Genomic DNA, 17,917 nt, shown 5'->3' with positions numbered 1-17,917 from the left:
TGTTTAAATTATCTTTAAAAAAGATACTTTTGTAATTCAATAAAATAAATATAATGAAAAATTTTAAATTAAAACACACTATCCTAACATTCACTGTAATTGGTATTGGTTTTATCACTTTGTCGTGGGGAATTGTAGGTCATGAAAGAATTAACAAAGCTGCAGTAATGGCTTTGCCTAAACCGCTTCAAGTATTTTTTTACAATCACATTGATTTTATAACTCAGGAAGCTTCTGTTCCAGATATTCGTAAATACGCATTGAATTACAAAGAGGAAAATCCGAGACATTATTTGGATATGGAAAATTTTGGTGCTGTAGAAGATATGCCAAAAACATTAGAAGAAGCCAAAAAAAAATATGATGCTAAATTTCTAAATGATAATGGTATTTTGCCTTGGTATATTGAAGATATGATGGTTAAATTAACCAAAGCATTCAAAGATAAAAACAGAGCTGAAATTTTATTTCTTGCTGCCGATTTAGGGCATTATATTGGAGATGCTCATATGCCGTTGCATACTTCTGCAAATCACGATGGACAATTGAGCGATCAAAAGGGAATTCATTCATTATGGGAAAGCAGGTTGCCTGAATTATTTGCCAAAAACTACAAATTGAATGTTCCAGAAGCGCATTATTATGAAGATGTTCATAAAGCTACTTGGGATATGATTAATGATACACACAGCTTAGTTGAACCATTATTAACAATTGATAAAAAATTAAGAACTTCAACTCCAGAAAATCAAATTTTTGTTATGGATGCCAATGGGAAAGTGGTGAAAAACAAATATAATTCTGCTGTGTTTTCAGATGAATATGCTACAAAGCTGAACAATCAATTAAACGGAATGGTCGAAAATCAGATGAAAAAAGCAATTACTGCTACGGCAAGTTTTTGGTATACAGCTTGGGTAAATGCTGGAAAACCTGATTTAAGTAATTTAGATTCTAAAGAACTTACTAATCGCAATAGTAAAGCTTTAAAACAAGACACAAAATTGTTTCAAAAAGGAAATCTTTTCGGAATGCAGAATCAAAATGATTAGAAAGTTTTGTTTCTACTATTAATTTTAAGTTCAAAAAAATATAAAACAAAAGCCTGTTATTCACTCATAACAGGCTTTCTTATATTTTAAAATTTACCACAAAATTAATCTCGTCCATCAACTGGTTTTTGCTGCTCCTTCATCATTTCAGCATTCAGGCTATCAGAAAGAACATTGCTCATACCCACTTTTAGTTTATTATTTAAGCCTGATACTATTTTGTCTTTATTGCCCATTAATGCAGTATAACCATCCAGAGCAACATCCTGAGGATCAGCCAATGAATCTTTGTCCTGCACTATTTTACTGTTTGTCATATTAGCTTTATTGAAAAAGTCTGTATTTGTAGGTCCTGGAAGTAAAGCAGTCACGGTGATATTTGTATCTTCTAATTCAGATCGCAATGCTTCCGAAAATGAAAGTACAAAAGCTTTAGTTCCATGGTACACCGATTGCCAAGGTCCAGGAGTTTTACTTGCTATAGAAGCCAGATAAAGAATTTTCCCTTCGTTTCGAAGCAACATGTTTTTTAAAAAGTGTTTGGTTAATATAATCGTAGCATTAATATTTAAGTTCACAATATCTAATTCTCTTTTGAGATCAGTATCCTTAAAAAGTCCATAAATTCCTTGTCCGGCGTTATTGACTAGAACGTTGATTTCAATACCTCTCTCGTCTAATTCCTGACATAAACCAAAAACATCTTCACTTTTAAAAAGATCTCTGGCAGAAGTAAATACACGAACTCCATACTGCTTTAATTCATCTGCCGTCACATCCAATTCGTCCTGATTTCGGGCAACAATGACCAAGTTGTATTTATCTTTTGCAAAAAGTTTTGCAAGCTCATAACCAATTCCTTCTGTAGCACCTGTAATAAGGGCATATTGATGTTGATTTTCCATGACAATTTAAATTATAAAAATTAATAAGGAATGAATTTAAATAAGTTAATTATCTGATTTTTATATGATTATCTTCAATTGTTGCAATATTCACCACTTTTTATTGTAAATGAAACTACACCACTAATTTCTCCGCATACGAAATTTCCAAAGGCAAATAAACATAAATAGAAGTACCTACGCCTGGAAGACTGGATGCCCTGATAAAACCTTTATGATTCCACACAATTTGCTGAACAAATGTCAAACCCAATCCTGTACCGTATTGAATATTATTGCCTTGCAGTTTATAAAATGGGTTGAAAATAAGTGTTTCAAAATCTTTTTGGAATCCCATTCCGTTATCACTAACAGATAATTTGACATATTCTGTGTGTGAATTAGCATCCAAAAGGTCAAAATCCTCTAATTCAAGTTGATGGACGTTTACTTTTATTTGCGGATGACTATCTTGTTTTGCATATTTTATGGCATTTGAAATTAAATGGATAAAAAGCATATGAATTTGATACGGAATAACATTTAAGGTGGGCAACAAATCGGCTTCGATAACAGCGTTACGTTCTTTAATCATTGGTTTTAGCGTATTCAGCGCTTTCTTTAACAGCACATTCAGATCGGTTTTTTTGAATTTTTTTTCTTCAAAATTAATTTTAGAATAATTGATAAGATCTTCCATTAGCAGATTAAGATTTTTTGCCGCAGACAATAATCTGTTGATGTTGTATCTTCCAACCTCAGATAAATTGTTTTCACTATCAATGATTTTTTTGGCAAACATCGAAATCTTACTCACCGGATCTAAAAGGTTGTGACTAGCTGCCGCAGTGAATGATTTCAGTTGTTGACTTTGTTTGGAAAGCTGGATATTTTTGGCCCGTAAGGATTTATTATATTCCTCAGATTCAGTAATGTCTTCAAAAGCGAGCAGCACCATTCCTTTCGGTATAGATTCTTCAATGAAGGCGGTGCTTACTAGCATAGTTTTTTCTTTGCCACCACTTTCATTAAATTGAATTTTAATATTGTCTACCGTTTCGTTGCGGCTGATTTTTTTTAGAACAGATTCTTTAAACTCGGCAGTATTCCAATTAGAATTTCCCAAATCAAATATTGAAAATTCTTCTGTGTGTTCTTCTTGCATTTCAAAATAGCTGTAAAAAGCTGGATTGGCGCTGTGAACGATAAAATTTTTATCTATAATAAGCAGCGGCTCTTTAATTGTTTTTACAATTGATTCGTAAAAATTTCGCATCGAAGCTAATTCTTTACGGCGGTCATTAAGTTCTTCGTTTGTAAACGAAAGCTCTTCATTATTAGACCGAAGTTCTTCTGCAGCGACTTCCAGTTGTTCATTCAAAAGCTGTAATTCTTCAGTACGTCGGGACAATTCTTCATTACTGGTTTGAAGTTCTTCAAAATAAATTTGTTGTTCTTCGCTTAACTGCTTAAAATCATTTTGAAGCATGATTAATTCTTCATTATTCGGATCAATATCCACACCATTAAATGTTTCTCCTTTGCCTGACTTTCTATAAAAAATAATCATCAACAAATCTGTATGCGCGGCCAAATACACCACCTCAAACGAAACTAAAAACGCCTGACTTTTGATTTTTATATTGTCTGCAGCAAAGTTTTTTTTCTCGTTTCGGGCTCTTAAAATGGCATTTCTTAAAGAAAACCGCAGTTCCTGAGGTGCCATGTTCATAATATTAAAACTCGGTTTGCCCGGCGGTGGCTGTAAAAATGGACTTGTGTCACCATGAAAATACACGATTTCGAGATCTTCATTTATTAAAACAGCCGCTGGCGAATAGCTTTCGAGCAGAATATCAGAAATAATTTTTCTAAAATCTTTTTTAGCCAGTAAAGGAGTTATTGGTTCGGCAGTTTGGTTTCTGAGGAAATTGATATCTTTAATGAGATTAGGAATAACAAGGTCGCTTTCTACATTTTTTCGAATATAAATTTTTTCTTTTTCTTCGACTGCTGTAAATAAATTTTGTTGGCTATAAGCCGATTCAGCTTTTCCAAGAAACAGAAAACCATTTTCCTTAAGTGCATAATGAAACGAAGTAAGCACCTGATTTTGAAGTTCAGTATTAAAATAAATCAGGACATTTCTGCATGAAATAAAATCAATTCGTGAAAACGGAAAATCCTTTGTTAGATCATGCATAGCAAAAACACAATTGTCCCGTATCGCTTTTTTGACATGGTATCCATTTTCTCTTTTTATAAAATATTTTTCGATTCTTTTGGCATCTATATTTTTTAAATCCTGAAGCGTGTAAATACCTGCGCGAGCTTTTTCAATACATTTGAGCGAAAGATCAGAAGCAAAAATCTTTACCGATATATTTCTGTTATTAATTTTTTGCAAATATTCATCCAACACAATGGCTAGCGAATAAACCTCTTCACCTGTGGAGCATCCAGCAGACCAAATTCGCAATTCGTTATCGCTCAATCTTTCGATCAGAGAAGGAAAAACAATTTGTGACAAGCTATCATAAAACTGCGGATCACGAAAAAAATACGTTACCGGAATCAGGAAATCATTAAACAATAAATCCTGTTCTGCTGGACTGTTTTTTAATAAATTAAGATATTGTTCCCCCGTTTCCTGTTTGGTAAAAACCATTCTCTTGGCAATTCTTCTGCGGAGTGTTTGTGGTTTATAGTTATGAAAATTAGTTCCAGACCTTAAAACTACAAGGTTGACAATGCTGTTAAAAATATTCTGTTCCTCTACAGTGACCTCTTGTTCCTGATAGGCATGGTTGGCCAAGTAACTTTTATTGATCTCGAGAAGTATCGAAGTTGTTTGTTCTGACGATGTAATGTAATCTATAAAATCTGAAGTGGTTTTATTGAGAACAAACCCGCTTTTGGTTACTGCCGAAATGGTCGCACCTCCAAATTCCCTAATTGTTTTTAACCCAGAAACACCATCCATCGTTGACCATGACAACAAAAGACCTACGGCATAGCTGTAATATTTTTGCGCAAGCGAATAAAAGAATATATCAAGACTGTTTGTGGTTTTGCTACTTCGGATAGCGGGTTTAAGCATAAGGTCGCCATTTTCCCAGGTTAAAAAATTTCCAGGAGGAATCACATAAATATGATTCGGAGATAAATCTATTGTACTGACAATTTCATGTACTGGAAGTTTGGTATGCAAACTAATTTCTTCGGTTAAATTTTGATGTTGTCTGGCGGCCAAATCTTCAAATACCAAAAAAGCCATCCCGGAATCGAGCGGAAGATTGGCAATACTAGTTTTTAAATTATCAATTTCGGCATAGCTGGTTCCGATACCAACCACTGGAAATGATGAGTTTATATTTTGATTAGTTTGTTTTTCAGAAGCATTCATTTTGCAAATTTTGTAAACTGTTTATTTTTTTTGTTTGTTAATGAAGCCAACTTTTTATTAATTCAATCTAAGAGTCGCTTTCCCCAAATTAGTAGTTCAAGTTTTTCTGCATATTGAATTCTATCAGGAAAATTGGTGAGGCTGTATTTTCCTGTATCATATAGAATATCATTTATTGTAACATCTAAGTTTTGAAGTTCCCATTCTTTATGATGAATATCAAATCGGTACAATTTGTTGTTCGAGGTTTCATAAAGAGCGTGTCTTTCAGTAAGCCACAAATCCAAGGCTGTTTTTTCTGCCAGCGGCCTGGTTTTTCCAATGTTGATGTCCAGGGATTGATAGTTTTCGGTATTTTTAGAAATCAGCCTCTTTTGTTCCCATTTAATATCTGATTTTTGATAGGGAAGTCCAATAAAAACTCTAGTTAGTAAAACATCTATCAACTTATTGGTTTCGATCGAAAACATATAAATTCCCGGTATGCCATCTTTTATAACATAAGTACGGACATTTATTTCGTGAAAATTGGAAATATAAGGAAACGGAGGAAGGTTTCGCAATCGCATGTTTTTGACATCAAATGCGACTAGCGAAATCCAAGCCATATTATTGAAAGTATCGAGCTTAATTGTTTTTGGTATAAACTCTTCTATATAATAAACAGGAATTTCCCAATGTAGAAAAATAGTATGATGCCATTCCTGAAAATATTTCCATTTTTTTTGTGGAAGTGGAAACTGTCTATTATCCGTGTTTGCTAATATTTCCTTTATTTTACCCATATCGAAAAGTTAATGCATTATGATTTATTCATTTAAACAATCAATAATATAGTAGCTTTAATCATTATGGATTAGTTGTTTCGCCACCCTGAACCCAATCTAAAGCCTGCTGAAACTCGGATTTTTTAAACCCACGAAATTCACCAGGAACAATATAACTGAAGCCATTTGTAAAACTTATTGCGCTTTCATTGTCCGTCACGATAGCAGCGCGATTCCATTTGCCCAGATTTTTCAAACCTACCAATGCATCTTCAAGCCAAGCTGCAGCAGTGAAGTTTTTAATTTCGGTATCAATCAAAAACAAAAAATTAATTTCATCGATGTTTTTCACAAGTTGTGTTACAGCTGGTATCAGCACTGTTTTATAGTCTTCTGCTGTTACTTCTCCTGTTGCTTTAAAAGCTGCCACATTATAAGGGCTATCAATAATCTGTATCATAATTGTCTATTTTTTAATTAACTAAATTTAATTCTACTATATCAGTTTTTGTTATAGAATATTGTTTAGTTTTTACAGAATATCGATATAATCGGTTTTAAATTAGTGTATTAGGTAATTTGTTATAAAAATTATGTAAATTATTTATGGATAAATGTAAAAGATAGAGTTACTGTTAATTTTATTTTTGAATAAAAAATTATCTCTTAATGAGAAGGAAGGAAGATTAGGATATTAAGAAATAAACATTTTTCAAACATTAAACTTAGCATGTGATGAAAGTAATTTATACAAAAGTTCATGGATATCTCGACTACGTATTAGGATTTATTTTATTACTAGTTCCTTCACTTTTGCAATTGGATAGTAATAGTCTAGAGAGTCTTATATTTTACATTCTTTCAATTTTGACTTTGTTTTACAGTATTCTTACAGATTATGAATTAGGAGTTTATAAAGTGCTTCCTATGAGAATGCATCTTATTGCGGATTTGCTAGCAGGTGTTTTTCTACTGACATCACCTTGGATATTTGGATTTTACCACACTATTTATTTGCCACACGTGATTTTAGGTTTGATCGAAATAGGTATTGCTATTTTAACAAAATCAGAAGTGCAATATGCTTGATGAATCTATTAAGTGATTCTCGATAAGTTTCAAATCAGTTGACAATCTTTTTATTAGAGATTTTCAACTTTTTTTATTTCATTTTTTATCAAAATAAAACCAGCAATTAGTAAAGTTATTCCGAACATTAAAAACCCATAGTTCCATAATTCGGGGTTCGCGGTTGCTTCTCTCACATTGTGAAGTTTTAAAATTTGGTGGTTTATTATTCCTTCAATTAAATTAAAAATTCCCCAGCCAGTTAAATTTCCTCCGATTAAAAGTTGTACAGATTTATTGATATTATTCTGGTTTTGCAATCTCCAAAGCAAATAGATTCCGATCGTTGTTGCTAGAAATGTGAACAGATGAAAAATGCCATCCCAAAACATGTTTACACTTTTGTTAAGCAATGTATTTGAAGGTATTGAGTTCGAAAGCATTTGATGCCATTGCAATATTTGATGCAACACAATTCCATCTGCAAATCCGCCCATTCCAATCCCAATGATTAATGCAGCGGCAATCTGTGGAGCAAACAATTGCGAATAAACGTGTTTATATGATCGTAAAGAAAAATAGGTCAAAAGAATTAAAACAATTGTTAACACTATAAATGCAGAAAACATCTTAAAGCCTTGCAGATCATAACTTTTTGCAATGCAGTTTTGTAGTTGCTTATTGCAGTTAACACAGGAATAGCCGTTAGTTGTGACTAATATACTTGTTGTTAAAATGAATTTGAAATTTGTTATTTTCATTGTAAATGTATTTAGGATTTGATTCATAGATTAAAATAAAGCCACCAATAGGCAGCTTTATTTTATAAATAGATTTTATGAAAAATTAATCTCTGATTTCAATTCTTGTGCGCTCAGGCACAGTTCTGGTCATTAGTGCAGCAGCAATTTCAATCACACCTAAAGTGACATGGTGTCCATAAACAATTTCTGAAAAACCCAAAATCCATGGTGATGCCGCCAGTAAAATTCCTGAAAGGATATCAAGTATTAGGTGAAATTGCATCGGAATGAGTTTAAAAAAACTTACTTCATAATCAGTGAGCAGACTATAAATAATTACTGCAATACCCGCTACATAAAGTACAATACTCTCCTTCCCATTCATGTTAAAACCGAACAATGAAGGCGCTGCTAACAAAAATATTCCCATTATATAATCGATATATCCGTGGGTTTTGGTATCAATAATTTTCATGACTTTAGTTTTAAATGATTAAAAATAGTGTGTGGTTAAGTTCTAATTCGTCTGGTTTTCTTGTCAGATGAAAACAGCAACAATAAGACAGCGCCAGTAATAAGAATACCTACGGCAGTCCTGATTAAAAGTTTTTCTTTATTGTATTTCCATTCTGATTTTAATCCTATTTCTTTTGGAACATTCGGAATATGTCCTCTTGACAAATCATCAACGAAACCTTCGATCATGTCAATTCGGTCAGCAATCATCAACGGAAGCCATCTCATATAAGTTGATTCACTAAATTTATACGCAATTCTTCGAATGAATCCGCTTAAACCACTTGGAGGTCTTGAAGTGCCATAAACCGCCGGAAGATTTGGTCGTTCAACTGAATGGAGTATTTCTACAGTTTCATCTTGTTGATCAGGACGTTCCCAGGAATATCCTTTATGTTCGTCATTGTTTCTTTTTTTAATAGGGTAGGTGGGATCGTTTTCTAAGTTCATATCGACTCCCCATCCTTTAATATGGTTGTGATTGCCCCGTCTTTTATTTGAAAAATCTTCGGGACTTGTTTGATCTGTTATCATAATATAAAATTTAAAGTTAATTAGTCTGCAGATGGCGGAATCAAAACAGTTTTTATACAATTATCTAGTTTTGAGGAAAATATGTGGTATGCTTCAGAAACTTCTTCAAGCGGAATCCTATGTGTTATTAGTCCTTTAGGATTAAGCACTCCCGATTGAACATGGTCAATAAGTCTTGGCAAAAGTCTTTTAACAGAAGCTTGATTGGCACGGATTGTAATTCCTTTATTAACCACATTTCCAATAGGAACTAGGCTGTCGATTGGTCCGTAAACACCAACTATAGAAACAATTCCGCCTTTTTTCACTCCATTGATAGCCCAGTGAAGTGCAGTCGTTGCACCGCCTTGTAGCAGTAATCTTCGTCCCGTTATTGTGTTAATAGTATTTCCTGATGCTTCGCAACCAACGGCATCAATACAGACATCTGCGCCGAGAGAATCGGTAATGGTTTTAAGAAATACAACCGGATCTCCAATTGAATTAAAGTTATAGGCTTCACATTGGGCATATTTTTCGGCAAATTCCAAACGATAATCAATATGGTCAATTATGATTACTCGGCCTGCGCCAAAAAGCCAAGAACATTTTGCCGCCATAATTCCGATTGGTCCAGCACCAAAAACTACAACTGTGTCCCCAGGCTGGATGCCGCCCATTTCTGCAGCCTGATATCCTGTCGGAACAACATCGGTCAATAATACTGCATCATCAGGATCCATCCATTCAGGTATTACAACCGGACCAACATTAGCATAAGGAACGCGTACAAACTCGGCTTGACCGCCATCGTAACCTCCTGCAGTGTGGGAATAACCAAAGATTCCGCCAACAGCAGTAGCTTCGGGGTTGGATTCATGACAATTGCCATATAATTCCTGACGGCAGAAAGCACATTTACCACAAGCAATATTAAATGGTACCATAACACGGTCACCAATTTTTACTTTATCAACTGCAGAACCAGTTTCTACAATTTCGCCTATAAATTCATGACCAAAGGTAGAACCCACTCTCGTATCAGGCACAAGTCCATGATACAAATGCAAATCCGAACCACAAATGCAGGAACGTAACACTCTCACGATGGCGTCTTCGGGATGAAGGATTTCGGGAATCGGTTTGTCCCGATCCAGTCGGACTCTATGTGGTCCGCGGTAATTCATTGCTAGCATATTTTTTAATATTTAATTAAACTTCAGTGATTATATAAATGTTGTTCTATTTGATGTTGTTCGTGTGCTAATAACTGCTAGTAATTAGTTTATATAAAAGATTAAAGCACAGATGTTGATCGTATAGAAACAAATTTCATGTAAGGAGAGGACATTTTTTTATAACATTACAAGCTGATGTTATACATTTCGCATTTAAATAAGGAGGTAATTAATCTCATTTTCAATTATTTATAAAAAAAATGAAGTTTAAGAGAAGAAAAAATGAATGAATCAGAATTGGTAACTGGTTTATTAAAAAATAGAGCGCAGTGGAGATAGTATTATGTTATCGACTGCGCTTGAACTTATGTATCTAATTTTAAGTAATATAAAAAACAAAAAAAGAGCCTTTTACAGCTCTTTTAAATTTATAATTACTCTTTTTATAATGAGAATATTAATCATTTTAACTATTTGTACTAGCACTTCCAGAACTTCCGGATCCGCCGCTATTGTCATTTCGGTCGGTATTATAACCTTCGTCAATTTGCTCCGTATCACGCTCATTGTCCCAGTCGCCATTACTAGCATCTTTGTCAGCTGAATTACTGTTGTTTTTGTCTCCTGTATTTTGCTGGTTATGATACGGACAATTTGAAATATCCTCGCTGAATTTATTATTTGTATTTTCCATTGTGTTTCGATTTAAAATTAAAAGCCTTTAAGGTCTGAAAGCTTTGAAGTATTAGAAGCCTTGTTGATGTTTTCGTTTACTGTATCAGTTGTATCATTATCATCATTTAAGGCACTTTCTGTGTAATTTTCCAATTTGTCTGGTTCTCCGTTATTACCACCTGGTTGCCAGTTTCCAGAACCACTGTAGGCGCTATTGGCATTTAGATCGGTATTTTCATCGGCATTATTTTCCGTTTTATTTAGATCTTTTTCCATTGGTTTCTGTTGTTGAATTTTTCTCTTTATGATTCTTTAATAATTCACGTGCCTGCTTTAGTCCAGTGGCAATTGCAATGCCTTCAGGAACTCCATCACCAAGGAGTCCATTGGCTATTTCGACGGCTTTTTCCCTCAGTGCTATGGGCTGATTCTTATATGATGGAGGATAATCCCCGTTATACCAAGGCATGATGCTATGATTTTTGTTTAAGATATTGAGTAACTTCATTCACATCTGGACCAACTGCCTGGACAGCATTTCTCAACTGATCTCTGCTCACATTGAGCTTTTCAGACCAGTATTGCAATTCATACGATTCATTTACATTAATACGTGAATCATCACTTTTTCCTGTTTTTGATTTATTATCCATGATATATTATTTTAAAATGAATGATAAAATTAAAATACTAATCGGGGTAATAATTACAAAATCAATACGATATGTTACAGGATTTGAATTTTTGCAAATAATAAGAACAAACTTCGTTGCTAAATTTTGTGATCAATTTCAATCCACACAGGAGCATGATCACTGGTTTTTTCCCAACCGCGTACATGACGATCCACTTGGCCGGAAAGAAGCTTTGGTGCTAGCTCCGAACTTAACAAAAAATGATCGATGCGAAGACCAGCGTCTCTTTGATAGGCATTTCTAAAGTAGTCCCAGAAAGTATAAATCTTTTCGTTTGGATATAGAGTACGAATTGCATCTGTCCATCCTTGTGCGGTAATATCGCTAAAAGCTTTGCGGACTTCAGGTCTGAAAAGGGCATCTTTGACCCATTTTTCAGGTTTATAAACATCAAGTTCTGTTGGCATAACATTGAAATCGCCGATGAGAATTACCGGAGTTTTCAAGCTCAAAAGCACTTCGGCTCTTTCTGAAAGTCTTTCGAACCATTTTAATTTATATTCAAATTTCGGACCTGGTGCGGGATTGCCGTTGGGCAGATATAAACACGCAATGACAATGCCGTTTATAAGCGCTTCAATATATCGGCTTTGAACATCTTCGTCATTTCCTGGAAGTGTACGGGTCACTTCTTCAATTTCCATATTACGGGCAAGTATCGCGACGCCGTTCCATTGTTTTTGTCCATGCCAGATGGCGTTATATCCGGCATCAGCTATGGCTTTTTCAGGAAATTTATCCTGAGGTGCTTTCAATTCCTGTAGACACACAATATCTGGGGCGCTTTCTTCAAGCCACCGCAGCAAAACATTTAAGCGTCCGTTAATTCCATTTACATTATAAGTGGCTATTTTCATGATCATTACAATAATTGGTTTTTGTAATTTCTAATTTACAAATTATTATTGGATGATGAAAAATTTAGATTTTGGTAAGAAAAAATCTAGGAGGTATTAAAAAATTATCAATGAAAAATAAATTTATTGAAATATAATAGTTTGTAGTTTATGCTATTAAATAGAACTCAAACAGTCTGTCATTTCTCAAAATAAAGATAACTAGCAGTACTACCGCCTTCATTTCGCAATCGTATATGCGAATTATTAAATTCGTAGACATCCCAGTTATTATTCAACTTTTTGAGTACGTCTGAATTGAAACTTAATTTTACTTCCCTAACACCATTGTTTACTTTAGTTTCCCATTGACCAGTTTCCGAAATCGTTCCTTTGGTAGCAACAACAGAATAGTCATTTTTAAAAACAAATGAATAGCCACTATAGGAAGAAGTTTGGTCTGTATCAAAGAAAAAATAAGGGATTTTCCATGTGCCATTTGTTATTGCACTTACAAAATCAAGTGTGACAATGTTGTTTTCTGGACAGTATTTAATTGCATATTCGATAGCATCTTCGAAATCGGAATTGTTTGCAATTATTTTTGTTTGATTATTGTAGTCAACAACGGTGATTGGATATTTTAACGAAATGTACTGACTACTGTTCAGGTTTTTTATAAAATTAAAAAAAGCCTGATCACTCACAATGGATGTTGAACTTGCGAATTGATTGGCACTATTGTAAGTATCAATTGTTATTGGATAATTGATGTTCAACCCATTGATTTTGTATAAAAGATCAGGGTAAAGATTCCAATAATCAATTAAAGCATCAAAATCAGCTTGATTTGGAATTGGTTTTTCGATGTAATTGTAGTAGACCATAGTTACAGGAAAATCTATTTTTACAATATCATCGTCATAGCTATTTGCATTGATATTGTCTTGTACTTTCTGGTAATCGGCGGTAGTGTTTACGGCAATTTTAGCATTATTGACAGTAACTGTATAAGGGAGTTTAATGGTACAATAAGTAGATCCGTCAATCACATTATCCTGAACCGTTTTTACCATTGAAACTCTTTGCAAATACGAAGTCAGCGGAGAAGTATTTGTAACGGTTTCCGGTGCATTATAACTCTGTTCTTCCATCTCGTTTTGGCAGGAGAATAAGAACAAAATCATGACTATTGATAAATATTTTGTTAAAGGGGACATATTTATATTTTTACAAATGTAATAAAATTAAAAGAAATTGTTTTTTTTAATAAATTTGACATCAAGGGTTTAAGTTGTTTTGTTGCCACGAATTACAAGAATTTACGCTATTGCTATAATTGCAAAATAAATTTAAACCAATTATCTGTTCTTGTTTGTTTGAAATAAACCAATGTCCAGACACTCTAATAAAACATTCAGCTTGATTTTTACCCTACTTTAATTAAAATATTTTTTATACCAATAGAAAAACCTACATGCCAGATAAAAACCAATCAAATACTTGTGACGAAGTTATTTTCTCGTCTTTTTTTAAAAGTCATGTAAAATCACTTCGGAATTTTCTTTTTTACAAATACGGCAATATTGGTCGAGCCGAGGATTTGGCACAAGAAGCATTTATAAAACTTTGGCAAAACTGTGCTTCGGTGCCATTAGATAAGGCGAAATCATATATTTATACGATTGCAAACAATAGCAGTCTTAATGAAATTGCACATCAAAAAGTTGTTTTGAGGTATGAAAAAAACTTCACAGGTTTGGATAAAACCAATGAAAGCCCCGAATATATTTTGGAAGAGAAACAGTATCAAGCAAAGCTTTTGAAAGCTATTGAAAATTTAAACGAAAAACAGCGAGTTGCCTTTTTGATGCATCGAATTGATGGAAAAAAATACAGCGAAATTGCCTCAGAGCTTAATATTAGCGTAAAGGCAGTAGAAAAACGAATTCATTTGGCTTTGCTGAGTTTGCGCAAAGAGGTAGAGTTATAAAAGTAGGGTACAAGGAGTTTCAATTGTTTTAATGATGTAATACGAATACAATGAAAAAGAATCGCTTATTAGCAAAATGGCTCGACAACGATTTATCGGAGGCTGAATTAGTTGAATTTAGAGCAAGTCCTGATTTTGAGAAATACCAAAAAATAAAAGCATATACAGATCATTTAGAAGTAGATGATTTGGATGAAAATGCCATGTTATTTAATATTCTCAAACAGGAAAAAAAGCCTGTCAAAGTCGTTCCTTTATACAAAAAATGGATTTTTCAAGCAGTAGCTGTTTTGGTTCTGGCGCTTGGAATTACATATGCTTTGAAGGTTTTAGTGGCACAAACAGAAACAGCAAACTTTGGAGAAAAAACAATGTTTTTATTACCTGATAATTCGGAAGTGGTGCTAAATTCAGGCTCTGAAATTCAGTATAAAAAATGGAATTGGGATAACAATCGGCGTTTAGAACTTAAAGGAGAAGCTTATTTCAAAGTTGCAAAAGGCAGACGTTTTGAAGTACAAACCAGCCTTGGAAAAGTTTCTGTTTTAGGAACGCAATTTAATGTCAAAACCCGAAAAAACAGGTTTGATGTTGTGTGTTATGAAGGTCGTGTTAAGGTGAATTATTCAAACTTTCAAATTCTATTGACTCACGGACAAGGTGTTAGTTTTGAAAATGGAAAACAAGTTAAAATGCTTATCAATTCAGCAAGACCAGAATGGATAGACAATCAAATCAGTTTTTCCAGAGAAAACATCAGAACTTTATTAGATGAAGTTGAAAGACAATATAATATCGAAGTCGAATTGAAAGCAAAAGATACAGTTTCGTTATTCACTGGAAAATTGCCAAGTAAAGATCTAGATGTGGCTTTGCAAATTATCAGTACAACTTATCATTTAGAAGCAAAAAAAGTTTCAAAAGACAAAATAATTTTTGAAGAAAAATAAATGTTGCTCCCCAAACGATTTCGTTTTTTGCTTTTTATATTTTTCTGTGTTCTGCATCTTTCTGCCCAGGACTCGGGGAAACTTGTGCCTTTCAAAAAAATCATAAACGATATTGAAAAACAACATCAGGTTACTTTCAATTATACCGAAAATACAATTGCCGGACTGCAATTAATTCCACCCAAAAAAACACTTTCTCTAGAGCAAAAACTCGAATATCTTGCCAGAAAAACTAATTTGTCTTTTGAAAATCTAGATAACAAATTCATTAATATTTATAAAAAAGAAAATCACACGGAAACAATTTGTGGTTACGTTTTTTCCATTTCTGATAAAAAACCTATCGAAAACGTAAATATTAATTTGAATGATAAATCACAAATTACAACTGATCCAAAAGGATATTTTGAATTTAAAAAAGAAGATCAAAATACACTTTTGATTAGCCATGTAGGATTCAAATCCCAAAGAATTGAAGTGGATAATTCAGACTCCGATTGTCTCGAAATAATTTTAGAACCAGAAATAACCGAACTAGAAGAAATTAAAACCAATGCAATCTTGGCTTCGGGTATTTCAAAAAAACAAGATGGTTCATTTGAAATCAAACCTAAGAAATTTGGTATTTTGCCTGGACTTATTGAGCCAGATGCATTACAAACCATGCAACAAATTCCTGGTGTAAACAGTATTGACGAAAGTGTTTCAAGCATTAATGTTCGTGGTGGTACACATGATCAAAATTTGTTTTTATGGAATGGAATACGAATGTACCAAACGGGACATTTTTTTGGTTTAATATCAGTCTTTAATCCCAATTTGGCGCACACGATTTCTATTTATAAAAGCGGAAGTTCTGCTTTTTATGGCGAAAGTGTTTCGAGCGTAGTTGCTATCTCATCTACTCCCGAAATACCGGAAAAGAACTCTTTTAGTGCAGGAATCAATATGATTAATGCTGATATTTATGGCAAATACAATCTTTCGAAAAAAAATTATATCGAAATTTCAGCTCGTAAATCCATCACAGATTTTGTAGAAACTCCTACATACAAAGAATATTTTAATAAAGTATTTCAAAACACTACCATTACTGATTTTTCGCTTCCGCAAAATATTGATTATAAAAGCGATAAAAAATTTGATTTTTATGATGCAACATTAAAATTTGCGCAAAAAATAGGAAACAAAGACCAGCTAGTATTAGATTTAATAACAATAAAAGACAATCTGGAAGTTTTTCAAAGCGCCACTTCAGACGACACATACAAAACGGAAAACAATACGTTGCAACAACAAAATTATGGCGGAAATCTGTCTTGGAAAAGAGACTGGAACAGCTTCAATTCGACCAAAATTAATATCTATAATTCTTCCTATGAACTTCTGGCTAATCAAAACAGCACTGTCAATGACCAAGTAGCTGTTCAGGAAAATAAAGTAAATAATAATGGAGTAAATTTAGAAAACAATCATATTCTGAGCCCTAAATTGAGTTTTAACAATGGATATCAATTTGACGAAATTGGGATTACAAATTTTGAGCAGGTAAATACTCCTCAATTCTACCGCAAAGTCAAAGATGTTTTGAGAACTCATGCATTAATTTTGGAAGGAAAATACAATGACACACTATCCAGAATGTATGCTAAAGTCGGAACCCGAATTAATTATATCGAAAAATTTAAAAAGTACATTGTAGAACCGCGCGTGCAACTGGTTTATGGAGTTAGTAAAAGCTTGAATTTAGAACTTTTGGGCGAATTAAAAAGCCAAAATTCTCAACAAATTATTGATTTGCAAAAAGATTATTTTGGCATTGAAAAAAGGCGTTGGATTATCTCAAATGACTCCACAATTCCTATTCAAAGAAGTAAACAGCTATCTTTAAATCTAATCTACCAAAAGAATGATTGGTTGTTAGACATAGAGAATTTTTATAAAAAAGTAAGCGGAATTACGACTTCAAGCCAAGGTTTTCAAAACCAATTAGAGTTTATCCGAATGGCAGGCGATTACGAAGTTTTTGGGACAGAAATGCTTGTTCAGAAAAAAATTAACTCCTTCCTGACCTGGTTTAGTTATACCTACAATAACAATAATTATAATTTTTCCAATTATATACCTCCGACTTTTCCAAACAACTTTGAGTTGACTCACACTTTATCTTGGGCAGGAATTTATGAAAAGAACAATTTCAAAATTGCTTTGGGTGCAAAATGGTCCTCCGGAAAACCTACCACGACTCCTGATAATTCGCAAATTGACCTTTCGAATCCTACTTTGATTTATAATAAACCCAATAATACCAATATCAATATTTTTGCTCAAATTAATTTCTCATCGACTTACAAGTGGGAAACGGCAAATGGAAATCAATTCAAAATAGGGGTTTCTATCTTAAATATCCTTAACAGAAAGAATGCAATAGGCGAATATTACAGAATCAGCTCAATAACAAATTCTATCGAACAAGTCGAAACTTTCGCACTCCGAAGAACTCCAAATGTGAGTTTTAGAGCTTCATTTTAAGGTTTTATGTTACATTATTACTTCATTGCTTCACAAAATATTGACACAATCTTGTCATTCTGACGAAGGAAGAATCTCCGCAAGTAGCTCGACAAAGTAATTCATCAAT

At 33.4% G+C, this 17,917-nt stretch carries 19 protein-coding genes; 5 read left to right on the top strand and 14 right to left on the bottom strand.

Annotated features, from left to right (window positions below):
• The first annotated feature begins 53 nt into the window (after positions 1–53).
• Entirely contained in the window at positions 54–1,052 is a 999-nt protein-coding gene (locus tag VLC96_RS03275) for a zinc dependent phospholipase C family protein (protein WP_325260621.1), read from the top strand.
• A 104-nt stretch (positions 1,053–1,156) separates the two neighbouring features.
• Here the strand turns inward: VLC96_RS03275 and VLC96_RS03270 are convergent, their stop codons facing one another.
• The 4 genes from VLC96_RS03270 to VLC96_RS03255 form a co-directional block, all read right to left on the bottom strand.
• Positions 1,157–1,957: an SDR family NAD(P)-dependent oxidoreductase gene (locus VLC96_RS03270; RefSeq protein WP_325260620.1), complete on the bottom strand. Its 801-nt coding sequence runs from the start codon at positions 1,955–1,957 to the stop codon at positions 1,157–1,159.
• A 115-nt stretch (positions 1,958–2,072) separates the two neighbouring features.
• On the bottom strand, positions 2,073–5,342 hold the full coding sequence (locus tag VLC96_RS03265; RefSeq protein WP_325260619.1) for a CheR family methyltransferase: 3,270 nt from the start codon (positions 5,340–5,342) through the stop codon (positions 2,073–2,075).
• Positions 5,343–5,404: 62 nt separating this feature from the next.
• On the bottom strand, positions 5,405–6,127 hold the full coding sequence (locus VLC96_RS03260) for a YqjF family protein (RefSeq protein WP_325260618.1): 723 nt from the start codon (positions 6,125–6,127) through the stop codon (positions 5,405–5,407).
• Between the two features lie 64 nt (positions 6,128–6,191).
• Complete coding sequence (locus tag VLC96_RS03255; RefSeq protein ID WP_325260617.1) at positions 6,192–6,569, bottom strand: SpoIIAA family protein; 378 nt, start codon at positions 6,567–6,569, stop codon at positions 6,192–6,194.
• Positions 6,570–6,844: 275 nt separating this feature from the next.
• Between VLC96_RS03255 and VLC96_RS03250 the strand changes: the two genes are divergently transcribed.
• The gene (locus VLC96_RS03250; protein ID WP_325260616.1) at positions 6,845–7,198 is read left to right on the top strand and encodes an SPW repeat domain-containing protein; all 354 of its coding nucleotides are present in this window, start codon (positions 6,845–6,847) and stop codon (positions 7,196–7,198) included.
• A gap of 53 nt (positions 7,199–7,251) precedes the next feature.
• Here the strand turns inward: VLC96_RS03250 and VLC96_RS03245 are convergent, their stop codons facing one another.
• The 10 genes from VLC96_RS03245 to VLC96_RS03200 form a co-directional block, all read right to left on the bottom strand.
• Positions 7,252–7,938 carry a DUF2243 domain-containing protein gene (locus tag VLC96_RS03245; RefSeq protein ID WP_325260615.1) on the bottom strand — a complete coding sequence of 229 codons (687 nt, stop codon included), beginning with the start codon at positions 7,936–7,938 and terminating at the stop codon, positions 7,252–7,254.
• 85 nt (positions 7,939–8,023) lie between these two features.
• Positions 8,024–8,395: an SPW repeat domain-containing protein gene (locus VLC96_RS03240; RefSeq protein ID WP_325260614.1), complete on the bottom strand. Its 372-nt coding sequence runs from the start codon at positions 8,393–8,395 to the stop codon at positions 8,024–8,026.
• Between the two features lie 35 nt (positions 8,396–8,430).
• Entirely contained in the window at positions 8,431–8,970 is a 540-nt protein-coding gene (locus VLC96_RS03235) for a hypothetical protein (protein ID WP_325260613.1), read from the bottom strand.
• Between the two features lie 20 nt (positions 8,971–8,990).
• A complete protein-coding gene (locus VLC96_RS03230; RefSeq protein WP_325260612.1) occupies positions 8,991–10,136 on the bottom strand; it encodes a zinc-dependent alcohol dehydrogenase in 1,146 nt (381 codons plus the stop codon).
• Positions 10,137–10,593: 457 nt separating this feature from the next.
• Entirely contained in the window at positions 10,594–10,821 is a 228-nt protein-coding gene (locus VLC96_RS03225; RefSeq protein ID WP_325260611.1) for a hypothetical protein, read from the bottom strand.
• A 17-nt stretch (positions 10,822–10,838) separates the two neighbouring features.
• On the bottom strand, positions 10,839–11,078 hold the full coding sequence (locus tag VLC96_RS03220; RefSeq protein ID WP_325260610.1) for a hypothetical protein: 240 nt from the start codon (positions 11,076–11,078) through the stop codon (positions 10,839–10,841).
• Positions 11,059–11,271 carry a DUF2188 domain-containing protein gene (locus VLC96_RS03215; protein WP_325260609.1) on the bottom strand — a complete coding sequence of 71 codons (213 nt, stop codon included), beginning with the start codon at positions 11,269–11,271 and terminating at the stop codon, positions 11,059–11,061. The genes VLC96_RS03220 and VLC96_RS03215 overlap by 20 nt, the downstream gene beginning before the upstream one ends.
• Positions 11,272–11,275: 4 nt before the next feature.
• On the bottom strand, positions 11,276–11,455 hold the full coding sequence (locus VLC96_RS03210; protein ID WP_325260608.1) for a DUF3606 domain-containing protein: 180 nt from the start codon (positions 11,453–11,455) through the stop codon (positions 11,276–11,278).
• A 119-nt stretch (positions 11,456–11,574) separates the two neighbouring features.
• Positions 11,575–12,354, bottom strand: coding sequence for an exodeoxyribonuclease III (gene xth, locus VLC96_RS03205; RefSeq protein ID WP_325260607.1), 780 nt, complete (start codon positions 12,352–12,354; stop codon positions 11,575–11,577).
• A 179-nt stretch (positions 12,355–12,533) separates the two neighbouring features.
• On the bottom strand, positions 12,534–13,487 hold the full coding sequence (locus tag VLC96_RS03200) for a hypothetical protein (protein WP_325260606.1): 954 nt from the start codon (positions 13,485–13,487) through the stop codon (positions 12,534–12,536).
• Between the two features lie 323 nt (positions 13,488–13,810).
• On the opposite strand from VLC96_RS03200, the gene VLC96_RS03195 reads away from it, so the two are divergent.
• The 3 genes from VLC96_RS03195 to VLC96_RS03185 are packed head-to-tail and all read left to right on the top strand — an operon-like array spanning position 13,811 to position 17,808.
• A complete protein-coding gene (locus VLC96_RS03195; RefSeq protein ID WP_325260605.1) occupies positions 13,811–14,326 on the top strand; it encodes an RNA polymerase sigma factor in 516 nt (171 codons plus the stop codon).
• Positions 14,327–14,376: 50 nt separating this feature from the next.
• Positions 14,377–15,276 (top strand): FecR family protein, encoded by a 900-nt coding sequence (locus VLC96_RS03190; RefSeq protein ID WP_325260604.1) that lies wholly within the window; start codon positions 14,377–14,379, stop codon positions 15,274–15,276.
• Positions 15,277–15,303: 27 nt separating this feature from the next.
• Entirely contained in the window at positions 15,304–17,808 is a 2,505-nt protein-coding gene (locus VLC96_RS03185; protein ID WP_325260603.1) for a carboxypeptidase-like regulatory domain-containing protein, read from the top strand.
• The last annotated feature ends 109 nt before the right edge of the window (positions 17,809–17,917 follow it).

Origin of the sequence: Flavobacterium sp., from assembly GCF_035456085.1 — a bacterium.
In the GTDB taxonomy this organism is placed as follows: domain Bacteria; phylum Bacteroidota; class Bacteroidia; order Flavobacteriales; family Flavobacteriaceae; genus Flavobacterium.
The sequence above is the reverse complement of the archived record's forward strand: the minus strand, read 5'-3'. Positions and strand labels throughout refer to the sequence as shown.